General features: G+C 61.8%; 12 protein-coding genes. 6 read left to right on the plus strand and 6 right to left on the minus strand.

Features of this window, described 5'->3' with window-relative positions; all coding sequences use genetic code 11:
• Positions 1 to 24: 24 nt before the first annotated feature.
• The 3 genes from ABD837_RS12015 to ABD837_RS12025 form a co-directional block, all read right to left on the minus strand.
• Positions 25 to 645, minus strand: a complete 621-nt coding sequence (locus ABD837_RS12015) for a hypothetical protein (protein WP_345054622.1) — start codon at positions 643 to 645, stop codon at positions 25 to 27.
• Between the two features lie 107 nt (positions 646 to 752).
• Positions 753 to 3,008: a LysM peptidoglycan-binding domain-containing protein gene (locus tag ABD837_RS12020; RefSeq protein WP_345054625.1), complete on the minus strand. Its 2,256-nt coding sequence runs from the start codon at positions 3,006 to 3,008 to the stop codon at positions 753 to 755.
• A gap of 222 nt (positions 3,009 to 3,230) precedes the next feature.
• Positions 3,231 to 3,353 (minus strand): hypothetical protein, encoded by a 123-nt coding sequence (locus tag ABD837_RS12025; RefSeq protein WP_345054628.1) that lies wholly within the window; start codon positions 3,351 to 3,353, stop codon positions 3,231 to 3,233.
• Between the two features lie 553 nt (positions 3,354 to 3,906).
• On the opposite strand from ABD837_RS12025, the gene ABD837_RS12030 reads away from it, so the two are divergent.
• Positions 3,907 to 5,505 (plus strand): T9SS type A sorting domain-containing protein, encoded by a 1,599-nt coding sequence (locus ABD837_RS12030; protein ID WP_345054630.1) that lies wholly within the window; start codon positions 3,907 to 3,909, stop codon positions 5,503 to 5,505.
• Positions 5,506 to 5,583: 78 nt separating this feature from the next.
• Here the strand turns inward: ABD837_RS12030 and ABD837_RS12035 are convergent, their stop codons facing one another.
• A complete protein-coding gene (locus tag ABD837_RS12035; RefSeq protein WP_345054633.1) occupies positions 5,584 to 7,719 on the minus strand; it encodes a sigma-54-dependent Fis family transcriptional regulator in 2,136 nt (711 codons plus the stop codon).
• Between the two features lie 220 nt (positions 7,720 to 7,939).
• Between ABD837_RS12035 and ABD837_RS12040 the strand changes: the two genes are divergently transcribed.
• The 5 genes from ABD837_RS12040 to ABD837_RS12060 all read left to right on the plus strand — a co-directional run bounded on the left by ABD837_RS12040 (position 7,940) and on the right by ABD837_RS12060 (position 13,244).
• Positions 7,940 to 9,304, plus strand: a complete 1,365-nt coding sequence (locus tag ABD837_RS12040; RefSeq protein WP_345054636.1) for a TolC family protein — start codon at positions 7,940 to 7,942, stop codon at positions 9,302 to 9,304.
• Between the two features lie 112 nt (positions 9,305 to 9,416).
• Positions 9,417 to 9,842 carry a universal stress protein gene (locus ABD837_RS12045; RefSeq protein WP_345054639.1) on the plus strand — a complete coding sequence of 142 codons (426 nt, stop codon included), beginning with the start codon at positions 9,417 to 9,419 and terminating at the stop codon, positions 9,840 to 9,842.
• 122 nt (positions 9,843 to 9,964) lie between these two features.
• On the plus strand, positions 9,965 to 11,068 hold the full coding sequence (locus ABD837_RS12050; RefSeq protein ID WP_345054641.1) for an HlyD family secretion protein: 1,104 nt from the start codon (positions 9,965 to 9,967) through the stop codon (positions 11,066 to 11,068).
• A 142-nt stretch (positions 11,069 to 11,210) separates the two neighbouring features.
• Complete coding sequence (locus ABD837_RS12055) at positions 11,211 to 12,782, plus strand: DHA2 family efflux MFS transporter permease subunit (protein WP_345054643.1); 1,572 nt, start codon at positions 11,211 to 11,213, stop codon at positions 12,780 to 12,782.
• A gap of 99 nt (positions 12,783 to 12,881) precedes the next feature.
• Positions 12,882 to 13,244 (plus strand): DoxX family protein, encoded by a 363-nt coding sequence (locus ABD837_RS12060; protein ID WP_345054646.1) that lies wholly within the window; start codon positions 12,882 to 12,884, stop codon positions 13,242 to 13,244.
• Here the strand turns inward: ABD837_RS12060 and ABD837_RS12065 are convergent.
• Both ABD837_RS12065 and recJ read right to left on the minus strand, forming a co-directional pair.
• On the minus strand, positions 13,207 to 13,860 hold the full coding sequence (locus tag ABD837_RS12065; RefSeq protein WP_345054649.1) for a hypothetical protein: 654 nt from the start codon (positions 13,858 to 13,860) through the stop codon (positions 13,207 to 13,209). The two genes, ABD837_RS12060 and ABD837_RS12065, sit on opposite strands and share 38 nt — an antisense overlap.
• 72 nt (positions 13,861 to 13,932) lie before the next feature.
• On the minus strand, positions 13,933 to 15,672 hold the full coding sequence (gene recJ, locus ABD837_RS12070) for a single-stranded-DNA-specific exonuclease RecJ (protein ID WP_345054652.1): 1,740 nt from the start codon (positions 15,670 to 15,672) through the stop codon (positions 13,933 to 13,935).
• Positions 15,673 to 15,822: the final 150 nt, after the last annotated feature.

A 15,822-nucleotide genomic window follows, 5' to 3' on the forward strand; every position in this document is an offset into this window, starting at 1 on the left:
TTGATAAGCCGGCAACGGAGCAACTTACAACGGCAGCTCCGTGAACGTGCCGGTCAGGCGCAGGTCGCCATCGCGGCGCGGGTCGCTGGTGGAATTATAGCCCAGGAAGAGAAACGGCGATTTCACGTTCACGGCCTTCACCGTGTAGGTGCCGCTGATGAGGCGGCGCGGGGCATCGTAGGCGCTGATAATCAAGCTGCCTTCGAGGCGGGCGTTGTTGCTGTTGTAGGTGTTGGAGTAAGCATTGGCGCTGGCGCTCACGGGCCGGTTGTACGCTACCAGCACTTCGCCCACGCTGGCATCGGGCTGCGAGGCCAGCGTGTATGTGCCCACCAACCCAGATTTCTGGCGGCTCAGCGGCAGCGTGAACTGCACCTGGTCGCCCACAAAGTTGGCGGCGTTCGCATGCTCGAGTTTGATGACCAGCCGGTCGCTCAGCAGCTCGCCAGCGGGTTTCTGCGGCACCAAGCTCAGCGACTGGGTGCTGGCCGGACTGCTGGCTGTGGGGTAGAAATCGAAGGCCATGTTGATGGTAGCCGCCTGCGCGGGCGCGGGTTGCGCAGGGGTCGGCTGCGGGTCGGCTTCTTTTTTGGAGCAGGCGGTGAGCAGCGTAACAGCGAGTAGAAAGGAGGCGAGCTTTTTCATGGTTCGAAAACGTGAAAGTGGAAGGATGCTACTGCCGTTTTCAAGCGCCGTGCCAACTTAACCGGTTTTAGTTCCCGCCTGCTTTTTTATTTTTCTACATCGGCGGCCTAGCTCTGTGGCACCAGCAGCTTTTGGCCCAGCTTCACTTCGTCCGATTTCAGGTGGTTGAGCTCGCGCAGCATTTGCACGCTCACATTGAAGCGCTGCGACAGTTTAAACAGCGTGTCGCCCTGCTGCACGCGGTGTACCTGCGGTGTAGCAGGCCTGGCCTCAGGATGACGGCTGGCGCTGGCAGTTACTTCCGTTTTGGGAGTTGACAACCGAGATGCGGTTTCGCGGTGCGGCTTCTGGCGTGTTGCATCGTCTGCAGCCGGGGCCTGAAAAACCAGTTTCTGCCCGGGCACCACAGTTTCCGATTCGAGCTTATTCCAGGCCACCAGTTGGGCTACGCTCAGGCCGCGCTCGCGGGCCAGGCGGGTGAGGTAGTCGCCCCGGCGCACGGTGTACACGCCTTCGGTCGACTTCAGAGCCGGGGTTTCATCGGCTGCTACCGAGGCGGTGGCGGTTTCTTTCTCGCGGGCGTCGCTCGGCTTGGTTTCAGTAGCCCGGGCTTTCGCCACACTTATTTCGGGGGCAGCCGGCGGGGCAACCTGGGTGCGCGCTTCGGCCTTCTCAGCTTCGCGGGCTTCGGCTTTGGCCGTTTCGCGGGCCAACTGGCGAGCGGCGGCGCGGGCCTGCGCTTCGGCGGCCGCCTGCTGCACGGCTTGGCGCTGGCGAATAGCCACCAGGCGCAGTTCCTGCTGTTTCTCCTGTCGAATCAATTCCTGCATACGGGCCACTTCGCGAGCGTTGGCAGCGGCTTGCTCGCGACGAGCCAGGGTTTCTTCATCCACCACTGGCGCAACCGGCGCGGTAGTCAACGCCACGGTTTCCGGCACGGGCACAGCCTCACGAGCTGCGATGCTTGGAGCAGCCGTGGCCGGCAGTGACACAAATACCAGCAGCTCCCGGCCGGGCATCAAAGGGCGGTTTTTGGGCAGTTCGTTCCAGCGGCGCAGCTGGCCGGGGCTCACATCGAACCGCTCGGCCAGGCTGGCCACGGTTTCGCCCCGGCGCACGGTGTGCGCTACCCGGCGGAAACGAGGGGCACTGGTCTCGGTAGCAGCGCGAGGGCCAGCAGTCGCGGCCAGCAGCGCGCGGTTGGGCCAGGGCTCTACCCCGTCGAGGCGGGGCGGCAGGAAGCTTAGCGGGCGCGGCAACTCGGCCGCGGGCTCGCAGTAAGCCAGCAGGGTGGCGCGGTCTACGTCGCCAAGGTGCTCGGCCGCGGCGGCTGGGAAGCGCACCACGTAGGGCCGGTAGCCGGCCGGCAGCGCGGCACGGCGCAGCTCGGGGTTGAAGCGGGTAAGGTAGAGCGAATCGGTGTAGCCGCAGGCCCGGCTCAGGCGGCGCAGGTCGAAGGCCTGGCCGCGCAGGCCCAGCGTATCCATGGCTTCGGCGTACTGGTAGCGCAGCGTGGGCGTGCGCAGGCCGTGGGCCTCGGCGTACTTCATGCTGTACATAATGGCCGTGAAGGTGGGCACGTAATTGCGCGTTTCGGCCGGCATGTGCGGGTACAGGTCCCAAAAATTCTTTTTGCCGGTGCGGCGCATCACGCGCTGCACGCTGCCCGCGCCCCAGTTGTAGGCCGCCAGCACCAGCTCCCAATCGTGGAAGACACCATATAGGTAACGCAAGTGCTTGCAGGCCGCTTCGGTGGCCTTTTCCGGCGCCATGCGCTCGTCAATCCACTCGTCGCGCTTCAGGCGCAGGTCGCCGGCGGTGGGGCCCATAAACTGCCACAGGCCGGTGGCGCCCACCGGCGACTTAGCCGTTGGAATCAGGGCCGACTCCACCACGGCCAGGTACTTGAGGTCGGTGGGCAGGTTATACTTGGCCAGGTACTTCTCGAAAAGCGGGAAATACAGGTTTTCGCGTTCCAGCACGCGTTGCAGGTAGCTGCGGTTGCGGGCCGTGAACAAAGTAACGTAAGCCATCACCGAGTTGTTGAACTGGTGCGGCACCTCGGTTTCGAAGCAGCCCACGCGGTCGCACACCAGGTCGCGCATGGTGGGAGGGGTACGCAACCACTCCAGCCGGGCCGAGTCGATGCCCGGCACCGGCACGGCCACCAGCGAGTCGGGCTGCAGCTCCAGCCGCACGCGTACGGTGTCGCCCAGCAGGGCCGGCAGGGCCTGGGTTGTGGTGTCGGGGCGAGCCACGCGCTGGGCCTGGGCGTGAGCCACAGGCAGCAGTGCCGGCAGGGCCAGGGCCAACCACAACGCCCGGCCGCGCAATGCTTTTGTTTGCTTAATCCCTTGCTTCATAGCACTAAGATAGGCGCTGGATAAAGAACTTGTAGAGATGCAAGTACGCAGTTATTCCGAAAACGTGACGTTCAGCGTTTTTCTTTTCGCAACCCACCGGATTTTCTCCTCACCTGTTGGTGGGCAGTAGCCAAGCATCGCCTGGTGTCCGTTTCGTCCATCCATCAACGCAAAAAGCCCGCAACACGAGGTGCTGCGGGCTTTTTCATGCTTCAGAAGAAGCTATTTTTTCTGCGTTTTAACGGTCTTGCCCGAAACCTTGTCTTTTACTTCGGTTTCGTTCTTTTTCTCGTCCCGCTTGGTTTCGGGGTCGGTGTGCTTGGGGGTGGTTACGGGGGTGGCCATCGCGTGAAGGTTATAAATGAAGAATTAAGACCGTGTACGGCTAGCGGCCACCGGTAGCCATCGTCCAAGCATTTTTCCTTCTTTCCCCTGTAAGCAAGGTCCTGATACTGGTGCGCAGGCGCTGCACAGTGCGCGGGGTCTTTACCACCCGCAACTGGTTTTAGTAGCTCAGGCTCACGTCGACCAGCATGCTGTCGAAGCGGTATTGCCAAGCTCCCAAATACGGTCGCGCTCCTGCTGCTTCAGCGGCGCAGCGGCCGGAACCCAATCAGCCTCCCCCGACCGACCGCAGTAGCGGCGCAGTAGCGGCGCAGTAAGTATGGCATTGATGCCTGCGCAACGGTAGTCAACCGCAACGAGAAAGGGACGAAAAAAAGTTAGTCATGCATAACAATTTTCCTTTGATATCTGGATATATCCGTTGAAATTGCCAGCCTATTCAGACGGTATTTTTTGCAAAATTTTTAGCAAGCTGGCCACTTGTTGAAAATAATGGCAAAAAAACCGATTCTGCATAACCATCCTTTCATTCACTCCACTCCAATTCCCGCCCATGAAAACAACCCTATTCCTTTCCGGCCTCGTGCTGGCCACCTCCGCTGCTGCCCAGGCGCAGGCGCTGCCCGACCGCTACCGCAGCAACATAACCAGCACTGTGGCCACGACCACCGGCGTGGCGTTCAGCACCAATATTCCGCAGGTGAGCACCACCACCTTGCTCGGGTTTAAGCTTGCCAACGAGCAGACCTACGGGGCTGTGCAAATGACCCTGCGCATGGACATCTACCAGCCCCAGGGCGACACGCTCACTAAGCGGCCGGTTATCATTTTCTGCTTCGGTGGGGGCTTCGTGAACGGCAGCCGCACCGACGCCGACATGGTGGCACTGGCCCGCTCCTTTGCCCAACGCGGCTTCGTTACGGCCAGCATCGACTACCGCCTGGGCATGAACCTGACGGACCCCGAAAAGGCCAAGCGCGCCGTGTACCGCGCCTTGCAGGACGGCCGCTCGGCGGTGCGCTTCTTCCGAAACAACGCCCGCACCTACCGCGTCGACCCCAACCAGGTATTTATTTCGGGCCACAGCGCCGGGGCCTTTATCGCCTGCAACAACGCCTACGTCGACCGCGAGGCCGAGCGGCCCGCCTCCACGTTTGCTGTAAACGGCCTGGCCGACCTGGGCGCGCTCGATGCCATTGGTGACAACCGCACCGACGCCCTCGGCAGGGCCGTGAGCGGCAAGGCCAACGCCGTGCTCAGCTTTGCGGGAGCCGTCGTCGACCCTAATCACATCGAAGGGCCCACCGACGTGCCGGTGGCCTTGTTTCACAGCCAGAACGACCCCGTGGTGCCCTACTACTCCGGCAAGCCGTTTGCGTTTCTCGACATCGTGCCCGGCTTCAACCTGCCCGTCGTGTACGGCAGTAGTCCCATCAATGCCCGCGCCAATGCCGTGGGTGCGCCGCACCTGTTCTACACCTACTACTTCCGCGGGCACGACGTCCACTTCAGCCGGCTCACCTTTCCGCAGTTCGTTTACTCCGACATTGCGCCCCGGGGCGGCGACTTTTTCTACAACTACCGCCTCAAGCCCGCCACGGCTACCATCGGCGGCCCGGCCACGGTGTGCAGCAGCGCCCTCACCCAAACCTACAGCGTAGGCCCCAGCTATGGCTACTGCGACTGGCAGGCCACCGGCGGCACGATTGTGGCCCGCAACCGCGCCACCAACGGCGTGACCGTGGCCTGGAGCGCCAGCGCCACCACCCGCCGCCTCACGGCCACGCCCTACAGCCGCCAGCTGGCCCGGGGGCTGCCCGTAAGCCTGAATGTGAGCCTGGGCAGCTGCCCCAGCCTACTGGCCAACACTTCGCTGGCAGACGGCACCGATGCCCCAGCTGCCGGAGTTTTCGGAGCCTACCCGAACCCCACTACCGGCATACTGCATGTGCAGTTCGACAGCCAACTGCGCGGGCCCGCTTCTGTACGCCTGCTCGATAAATTCGGCACCGTGCGCGCCAGCGCTGAGCTAACCGACGCGGCTGCCACGCCCGAACAGCCGCTCGACCTGAGCGCGTTACCCGCCGGCGTGTACTACGTGCAGGTTACCACCGCCCAGCAAGTGCTGACGCGGCGCGTAGTGAAAGAATAGCGCCCCCTGACTACTTCGCGAATGGCTGGGAAAGGGCCGATGCAGTGTGCATCGGCCCTTTTTTCGGTCCAGTTGTCATTACGGTTCTACGCCTACTGTGCGCCGGATGCCCAGCTTTTTCATCCGGGCTTCCAGCGTTTTGGGGTTGATGTCGAGCAGCAACGCCGCGCCCTGCGCCCCGCTCACCCGGCCGCCGGTGCGCGTGAGGGCCGCCAGAATATGGTCCCGCTCCTGCTCCTTCAGCGTCTTGATGGGAGCCGAAGTCAAAACTGGCACTACTGCCGCCCCAGCCAGCGCCAAGGGCGCCGCCGCGAAGCCTGCAAACTCCAGAAACTGGCCCTGGCTCACGATAATGGCCTGTTCGAGCACATGCTCCAGCTCGCGGATATTGCCGGGCCAGCTATACGCCTGCAAGGCCCTCAAATCGACGGGCCGCACCTGCCGAATGGGCTTGCCCAGGCGCTTGCTTAGGCGCTGAATGAAATGGCGCAGCAGCGGCTCAATGTCTTCGCGGCGGTCGCGCAGCGGGGCCAACTCGATGGGGAAGACATTAAGGCGGTAGTATAAATCGGCCCGGAAACGGCCAGCAGCCACTTCGTCGGCCAGCACGCGGTTGGTGGCAGCAATCACCCGGGCATCGGAGTGCAGCACCTTGGTGCCACCCAGCCGCTCGAACTCCCGTTCCTGTAACACGCGCAGCAGCTTGGCCTGCAAATCGAGCGGCAGCTCCCCAATTTCATCAAGAAAAATAGAGCCGCCATTGGCCAGCTCGAACTTTCCGATACGGCGCTCCACGGCGCCGGTGAAGGCGCCTTTCTCATGGCCAAACAACTCGCTTTCGATAAGCTGAGCCGGCAAAGCCGCGCAGTTGAGCTTGATGAGGGCGCGGGCATGACGAGGCGAAGCATTGTGCAGCCCCCGGGCCACCAGCTCCTTGCCGGTGCCGGTTTCGCCCGATATCAGCACGGTGGTATCCGTAGGGGCCACCAAACCGATGCGGCGCTCGACCAACTGCAAAGCTGGGCTGCTCCCGATAAAGGTGCCCGAGTCGGCCCCGAACCGGGCGGAGGTGTTGATTTCGTCGACCAAGTACGTACGCTCCTGCTCTACCTGGGCCTTGAGCTCCTCAATCTGCTCGAAGGCAAAGAGGTTTTCCAGGGCCAGGGCAATTTGGGGGGTGAGCGCCAGCACGGTGGCCAGGTCTTCGGGGCGGAAGGCTGTGGGGTTGGGCGAGGCCAGCATAAGCACCGCCGCGCCGTCGGGCCGCTGCCAGACAGGCACAATGAGCATGGCCCGGGTGCCGTATTCCTCATACACGTGGCGCAGCAGCGGGTAACGCTGGGCCTGGGCCCGAAAATCATCGGCGACATACAGTCCCGGCTCCTTCAGCAAATCGTTCAGCTGGCGGTACATGGCCGACGTATCGAGTTGGTTCAGACCGTTTTGCCGGTTGGGGTCGAGGGCCAGCAGGGGCGCATCAGCGCCCTGGCCAGAGCGCGAAAATTCGGCAAAGCCCTCAAACGGCTCCTCTCGCCCGGCCCGTTGCACCCGCAGGCCAAAGTAGTCGAACAGCACCACCCGGCTCAGCGCCTCGGCTACGGCCCGGAACAACGGCTCGCGCTGCTTGATGCTGAGCAGCGCATTGGTGATGTTGAGTTGCAGGCTACGCTCCTGCTCACGGCGGGCTACCTCCTCAAAAGCCAGCGTGTTGGCTACCGCAATGGCTATCAGGGAGCCGATTTTTTCCAGCAGCTTTTCGTCGGCGGCCGTGAAGTGCGGTGTGCGGCGCGAGGCCAGCGTCATGAATCCCGTGAGGCGACCACCGATGTGCAGCGGCACGGCCGTGAGGTGGGTAATGCCCAAGTGCGTCATCTTTTTATACGCTGCATACTCCGGATAATCAGCCAAGTACTGCTGGGGAGTAAATTGCTGCACCCGCGGGTCGGCCACCAGCATTTCGAGGGGCGAGCCGGCGATGGGCGAAAAGTAGTCGGCTCCTGGCGGCAGCGGTGGCGCCTCATCGGTGCCATAATAATCGCGCAGAAACAGGCGCTTCTGCTTCACCTCTTCATCGAAGACATTGATGCCGATGAGGTCGAAGGGGAAAATCAGCCGCAGCTTAGTTGTAACGACTTTAAACAGCGAGTCCTTGTCGCGAATTGTAGCAATGGCTTCGTTGAGATGAAGCAGCAGTGTTTCGTCGGTTGTAGGCACCAGCTTGGCTTATTTTCCTGAAATAACAGGAGTTAAAATAAAGGAATTCCTCATATACAAGGAATAAAATGGGTAGCATGTTTTCATGGGCGGCACACATAAGTTGAAAACTTTATCTTAATCACATGATAATCAGTAAATAGGCGAAGTGAATATTTCTCCTTAAGGTGCTGGCACGTCTTTCGGTAAGAGCGGTGCACACCCTAAGCCACGTGGTCTTATGTTTTCTTCTCAATCTCTTACGGGCTTTGCTGGTTTGTCGCTATTCGGTGGCTTGCTACTAGCTCAGCCGGCACTGGCGCAAAACCAGCCCGGCGTTCCAGCGGCTTCCCAGGCCATTGGGCTGGCCAGCGACTCCCTAACCCTTGGCGCCACGCTGCAAGCGGTACTCGACGCCAACCCCAGCATCACCAACCTTACCGAGCTGGCAGCTGCCTCGACCAGCCGCCTGAGCCAGACGCGGGCCGGCTTCCTGCCCCAGGTAACCGGCACGGCCACCTACACCCGCATCGACCCGGTAGTGAAGCTGCCTGTTGGTGGCGAAACCCTACAGTTTGCGCCCAACAACAACTACGATTTTCACCTCACGGCCCAGTACCTGCTGTTCGATTTCGGCAAGAACGATGCGATTGTAAAAGTGGCCGAATCGCAGGTCCAGACTGCGCAGGACAACATCACCGTTGCCCGCCGCGACCTGGCGTTCAATGCCGCGCAGGTGTACTACAACATCCTGTTCATGCGCGAGAGCATTAAAGTGCAGGACCAGCAGATTGCCTCGCTGCAAGCCCACCGCAACGAAATGAACAAGCGCGTGGAAGCCGGCGTGAGCACCCGCTTCGACGTGACGACCACCGACGTGCGCATTACGCAGGCTCAGAACACCAAGCTCGACCTGCAAAACCAGCTGCGGAACCAGCAGGTACAACTGGCCCGCCTGCTGCACAAGCCTACCCAGGCCGACATCCCGGTGAAAGGCCGCCTGAGCTACGAGCCCCAGCCCGTGGACATTGAAGCCGAGGTGACCAAAGCCAGCAACAACCGCCCCGAAGTGAAGCTGGCCCGCGACGCCGAAAACACAGCCGCGCTCCAGGCCCGCTTCATCGAGAAAAGCAACATGCCCAGCCTCGGCGCAGGCGTGCAGGCCGGCGGCAAAAACGGCTACATCCTGCCCAACATCGACCGGATTCGCTTCAATACGGTGGGCGTCATTCAGCTATCGGTGCCGATTTACGACGGCAACAAGAACAAGAAGCAGCGCGTGGAGGCTGAGGCCAATGCCCGCGCCGCCGTGGCCCGCACCGCCGACACGCAGGAGCAAATCCGCGCCGATGTGCGCCAAGCCGTGAATAACATGGATTTCAGCCAGGCCCGCCATGCCAATGCACAGCAGCAGGTAGCCCAGGCCACCGAAGCGCTGGGCAAAGCCCGCGACCGCTACCGCTACGGCGTGGGCCAGAACCTCGACGTGCTGGATGCTGAAACCCAACTCTCGCAGGCCCGCCTGGCCCTCGTGCAAGCCGAATACAACTACACGCTGGGCCAGTACCAGCTGCGCCGCGCCACCGGCGAGCAGATTTGGCAATAGCGGTAAATGGGTGAGTGAGTAAATGAGCAAAGTACTCCAACGCAGTCTTTACCCCTAGTACTCATCTGCCAATCAAAACCTTACTCATTTACTCAGTCACTCATTTACCATTATGACCATCCTTTGTCCGCTCGATTTCTCGGCCGCTTCGGCTAGCCTGGTGGCCTATGCGGCGGCGCTGGCCGTGGCAATGGGGGCCGAGCTGCGGCTGCTGCACGTGTGCGAGCCGCAGGAGGACCCCACGGGCCAGCGCCCCGATGCTTCAGTGTTTGCGCCGTGCAAAGACCGGATGCAAAGCCTGCGTGCCGCCGCCGAAGCCGCTGGCGTAACGCAGGTGCACACCGGCATGGTGCGCGGCGAGGCTGCCCCGGAAATCGTGGCCGAAGCTGACCGCCAACAGGCTGATTTAATTGTTATTGGCGCGCACGGCCAAACGGGCCTCACGCGTTTTTTGATGGGTACTACTGCTGAAATCGTGCTCCGCACCGCCCGGTGCGCCACCTTATTGGTGCGCGCCCCTTTGCCTAATGAGGAATGAAGAATGAGCAATGAAGAGTGGGTTTTCCACCTTTTTCTTCACGGTCTCTCCCCTTCCTGATTCTCGCTTTCCCATTGTAATTCTTCATTCCTAATTCCTCATTCTTAATTCTATTAAGTAAGATGGCCCAGACCGAAACTTCCGTTCAAAACGCTCCTGCTCCTTACCCCAACGCGGCCGCTGAAAGCGAGCCGATGGAAGAGCCTAAAAAGCGCAACCCCGTTGTTCTTATCGTCCTGGCCCTGGTGCTGCTGGCTGGCAGCTATTATGGCTTCACGCGCTACCAGTTTGCCAAAGCCCACGAAAGCACCGACGACGCCCAAGTAGAAGGCGACGTGTACCCGGTGCTGCCCCGCGTAGGCGGCCCGGTGCTTGAAGTGAAAGTGGACGACAACCAGCCCGTGAAGAAGGGCCAAGTCCTCGTTACGCTTGACCCCGCCGATTATCAGCAGCGCGTGAATGCCGCTGAGGCAGCCCTGTTCGCCGCGCAGGCCCAGGTGGCAGCTGCCCGTGCCGGCGTGGCTACCGCCAGCGCGGGCGTGCGCACCGCCCAAACCGGCATCGGCGTGAGCCAGGCCAACCAGGAGCGCCTCCAGAAAGACCTTAAGCGCAGCGAATTGCTCCGCAAGCAGGACATCATCCCGCAGAGTGAGTACGATGCCGTACAGGCCAACCTGAAGGCCACTGCTGCCCAGCGGGCCACCGCTACCGACCAGGTGAGCGTGGCTCGCCAGCAGGTGGCCGCTGCCCAGCAGCAAGTTGCCGTGGCCCAAGCCGTAGTGAAACAGCGCCAGGCCGACCTCGACAACGCCAAGCTGCAGCTCAGCTACAGCACCATTACCGCACCGCAGGATGGCATCATCAGCAAGAAAAACGTGCAGCCGGGCCAAGTTGTCGGCCCCGGCCAGCAGCTGTTTGGCATTGTGGGCAGCGCCCGCACCTGGGTGGTAGCCAACTTCAAAGAAACCCAACTGGAAGACATGAAAGTGGGCCAGCAAGTGAGGATTGAAGTAGACGCCTATCCCAAAGAGGAATTCCAGGGCCACATCGAATCATTGTCGGCCGCTACCGGTGCCCGGTTCGCTCTGCTGCCCCCCGACAACGCCAGCGGCAACTTCGTGAAAGTGACCCAGCGCATCCCCGTGCGCATCGCGCTGGACAAGATTGACCCCGAGCACCCGCTCCGCGCCGGCATGAGCGTGAATGCGGTAGTAGCGGTAAAATAGAGAGTTGTCTCGTTCTGTCATCCTGAGCACAGCGAAGGACCTTATCACGCTGGCGCGGCTTGAATTGCGCCTATTTTTTCAGGTGTGACAAGGTCCTTCACTGCGTTCAGGATGACAGCAAAATCCATAGAACAGATATAACATGGAAACCGGATTTACCAAGTGGATTATCGTTGTGACGGTGGTCCTCTGCTGCTTGCTGGAGCTGATTGACACCAGTATTGTGAACGTGGCCCTCACCCAGATGATGGGCAACCTCTCGGCTACGCAGCAGGAAGTAACCTGGGTGATTGCCTCTTACGGCATTGCCAACGTGATTGTGATTCCGATGACTGGCTTTCTGGCCGAGCAGTTCGGACGCCGCAACTACTACTTCGTGTCGGTGGTCATCTTCACGCTGGCCTCCATGGCCTGCGGCCAGAGCACCAATATCTGGGAGCTGGTAGCGTTTCGTTTCATCCAGGGCATCGGCGGTGGCGCGCTCATGGCTACGTCGCAAGCCATTCTGATTGACACCTTCCCACCCAAGCAGTTGCCCATCGGCCAAGCGCTGTTCGGCATGGGCGTGATTATCGGCCCTACCATTGGTCCCACGCTAGGTGGCTACATTGTGGACAGTAACTTGGGCTGGCCCTGGATTTTTTACGTGAACGTGCCGGTGGGTATCCTGGCAGCCATCTTTACTTTGACGTTCATCCGCGACCCCGAGCGCATTAAAAACGCCATTCCGCGGCCCCTGCGAGAGATTGACTGGATGGGTATTGGCCTGCTGATTCTGGGCGTGGGCTCATTGCAATTGGTGCTGGAGCAAGGCGAAAGCGAAGACTGGTTCGAAAGCACTTACATCAACACGTTTGTCCTGTTGGCGGCCATTGGGGTCATTGGCTTTGTGTGGCGCGAGCTCACGGCTCGTCAGCCCATCGTGGACCTGCGCGTACTGGGCAGGAGTCGCAACCTGGCAGTCGGCGCAGTGCTGTCGTTTGTGCTGGGCTTCGGCATGTTTGCTTCGGTGTTTATTTTCCCGATTTTTACCCAGCGTATCCTCGGCTTCTCGGCGGCGCAGACTGGCCTGATGCTGCTACCGGGAGCTTTGGCTTCGGGCTTCATGATGCCAGTCATCGGGCGGTCGCTGCAAGCCGGCGTTCCGCAGAAGTTTATGATTCCGTTGGGCTTCGGCATTTTCTTCATTTTCACGTTCTGGATGGCCCAAATCATTTCGCCCAACGCCGGCCCCGATGACTTCTTCTGGCCCCTGATGGTACGTGGTTTGGGCATGGGCCTCATCTTCCTGCCCATTACCACGATGAGCCTGGCCGGCCTGAAAGGCAAGGATGCCGGCCAGGCCGCTGGCCTCACCGGCATGATTCGCCAGCTCGGCGGCTCGTTTGGCGTAGCCATTGTGGGAACGTACCTGGAGCGCAGCATTGCCCAGAACCGCGTCAGCCCACTGGCCCACATCTCGCTCTACGACGCCAACACCGTGCAGCGCATCCAAGCCTTCACCCAGAACTTCCTGGCGCACGGCTTCCCACTGGAGCAGGCCCGCAAGCAGGCCTACTATGCCCTCGAAGGCATTCTGATGAAGCAGGTATCCATCATCACCTACTCGCAGGTGTTCACGATGATTGGCGCATTCTTCGTGGTCTGCCTGCCGCTGGTGCTGCTCATCAAACGCGTAAAAATCACCGGCAAAGTCAGCATGGATGCCCACTGATGAGGTACGCTTACCAATGCGATAAGCACTTGTTGAAGAATAAAAAGCCCCGGCACTACAACGTGTTGGGGCTTTCTTTATCAGTAGCTTCGCCCACCTATGACGCTTCGCCTCCTCAGCCGCTACGCGCTGGCGCTTGTATTTGTGGGCGCAGGCCTGCTCCATTTCATCCACCCGGCCACTTACCTGGCCATTATGCCGCCGCAGCTGCCGCAGCCGCTGTTGCTGGTATACATCAGCGGTGTTTTTGAGCTACTGGGCGGCTTGGGCCTGCTACCGGCCCGCACCCGGCAACTGGCTGGCTGGGGCCTGCTGGCGTTGCTGGTAGCGGTGTTCCCGGCCAACGTGTACATGGCCTTGGTTCATGAGCAGTTGCACATTCCGGGCTGGGTAGCCTGGGGGCGCCTGCCGCTACAGCCCGTTATCATGTGGTGGGTGTGGCGGGTGATGCAGCAACGGTAGGCGTGGCGGGCGGCAACGCAGCCAGGAGTTCTTCCAGCAGCTCCATTTCGTGGGTCAGGCCGGCCAGGCGGGCGGCCGCCACGCCCTGAAGAACGGGGCCGCACTCGCCGCGTAGGCCACTCACAGCTTCCTGCTCAAACCGGTCGAGCCAGGCGGCCTCACGGGCGGGATTGGGCATGGGGCCGGTGTAGGCGCGCAAAGCAGGCAGGGCCGCCAGCCGGTTGGCAAACGCCGTGGCCCGGGCCTGCATGGTGGGCAGCTGCTGGCGCAGATTGGCCGCCTGCTGCCGACACGCCTGCAAACGGCGCAGCACGGGGCGGGAGTCGACGGGCATGGGCAAGGGCGGCGGGGCGGGTTCGGCCGACTGGCCTGGCTGCATCAGCAGGCCCTGCTTCGCCAGCGAAAGGCGCACGTCCGGAATGCCCTGCTGGCTTGGGCCCAGCGGCAAGCGGCGCTGCCCGGTTTCGGCTTGCGCCAGCACCACGCGGTGTACGCCCAGCCACGCGGCCAGGCGCTCCTGAGTGAGGCCGAAGTATTTTCGCAACGAATCGGCCATGGTCGGAAGCGGGCCGGCCGTTAGTGGCCAGCCCCGGTTGCTACCAACGCCGGACTTCATAAAATCTTGTAGCAGTGGGTTTGCTACAAGATTTGCCCTGCTGGTTTTTGTGTAGCAGAATACTCTGCCCGACTACTCCCAGCGGACATCCAGCAACCGCAGCTGCACGCTGCGCTGGCCGCGGTACTCGTTCATTTCCACGGTGTAGCACGCGCTGAAGGGCTGACCTTCCTCAATCTGGGGCAGGTAATCGGCCAGGCCGAAGCCAATGGCATCGAGGGCTGGGCCCTGGGCATCGGCAGAGGCAAGGCGCAGCTTGAGGTGGCCCACTCCTACCACGCGGGCGCTGTGCGGCACGGCAATCAGCCGATGCGAGGCAAAAATCGGGTTGGGGTTGCCCGGCCCGAAAGGCTCCATGCGGTGCAGCTCGGTGAAGAACTCCTCGGCAATGCGCCCAATGGGCAGTACGGCGGAAATCTCGACGGGCCGTACGAGGTGCTCGGTGGTGAGCGTGTCGGCCACTACCTGCTCGAATTGCCGCTGGAAAGCGGGCACATTTTCCACCTTCAGGGTGAGGCCGGCGGCGGCGCGGTGCCCCCCAAACTGGTCGAGCAGGGCCGAGCAGGATTCCAAGGCCTCGTGCACATCGAACCCCGCCACCGAGCGGGCCGAGCCGGTAGCCTTGCCGTCGCGCTGCGTGAGGATGACGGTGGGGCGGTAGTACTGGTCGAGGCAGCGCGAGGCTACGATGCCCAGCACACCTTGGTGCCAGTCGGCTTTGTAGAGCACGGTGGCGCGGGCGTTTTGCAGCACCGGGTCGCCGGCAATCATGTCGAGGGCTTCCTGGGTGGTATGCTGGTCCGAGCCGCGCCGCTGCTGGTTCATCTGGTCAACCACTTCGGCGGTATAGCGGGCTTCCTGCTGGTCGGGAGCCAGCAGCATGGCCACGGCCCGGCGGGCATCGCCCATGCGCCCGGCCGCGTTGATGCGTGGCGCAAACCCAAATATCAGGCTGCTGATGCCCAGCGCACCCTCGCGCAGGGTAGCCAGCTCGCGCAGGGCGGCGAGGCCCGGGCGCAGCAGGTGGTCGTCCTCATTGAAGCGGCGCAGGCCGTAAGAAGCCAACACCCGGTTTTCACCGGTGATGGGCACGATGTCAGCGGCGATGCTCACGGTTACCAAATCGAGCAAATCGTGCAGCGGCTCCTTGGGCAGGCCCAGGTGCTCGCCCAGCGCCTGCATCAGCTTGAAGCCCACACCGCAGCCCGAAAGCTCCTTGTATGGGTATTCGCAATCGGTCCGCTTGGGGTCGAGCACGGCCACGGCGGCAGGCAGCTCATCGCCGGGCAGGTGATGGTCGCAGATGATGAAATCGACGCCGCGGCTAGTGGCGTAAGCAACCTGCTCCACCGCCTTAATGCCGCAATCGAGGGCAATAATCAGGGCAAAGCCATTGTCAGCGGCCGTATCAATGGCCTTTTCTGAAATGCCGTAGCCTTCGGTGTACCGGTCGGGGATGTAGTCGCGCAGGCGCTCCACGCCGAACAGCGGCGTGAGGTAGCTCATCACGGTAGCCACCGAGGTGATGCCGTCGACGTCGTAGTCGCCCAGTACCAGCACCTTTTCGCCGGCCTGCAGGGCATGTGCCAGGCGGGTCACAGCACGGTCCATGCCGCGCATCAGCAGCGGGTTGGGCAGCTGGCGCAGGTCGGGGTGGAAGAAAGCAGCGGCCGCTTCGGGCGTGGCTATGCCGCGCTGCACCAGCAGGGCCGCAATCTCAGGGGCAATGAAGAGGGCCTCGGTGAGGGCGTGAACCTGGGCAGGGTCGGGTTGGGGGATATAATTCCAGCGTTTAGTCGCGGATATGGGCATTGGATACTTCGTCAAAATGGTGTCAAAAGTACGACCAATCCCCGCCCCGCGCCCGCCGCCGTACCTTTAGCGCTTACCGCTCTCCCACCCGCCGGCCATGCGCAAGCTCCGCGAATTTTATCGTCAGTACCATCAGTACATTGGTACCGA

This window comes from Hymenobacter glaciei, assembly GCF_039539585.1.
Lineage (GTDB): Bacteria > Bacteroidota > Bacteroidia > Cytophagales > Hymenobacteraceae > Hymenobacter > Hymenobacter glaciei.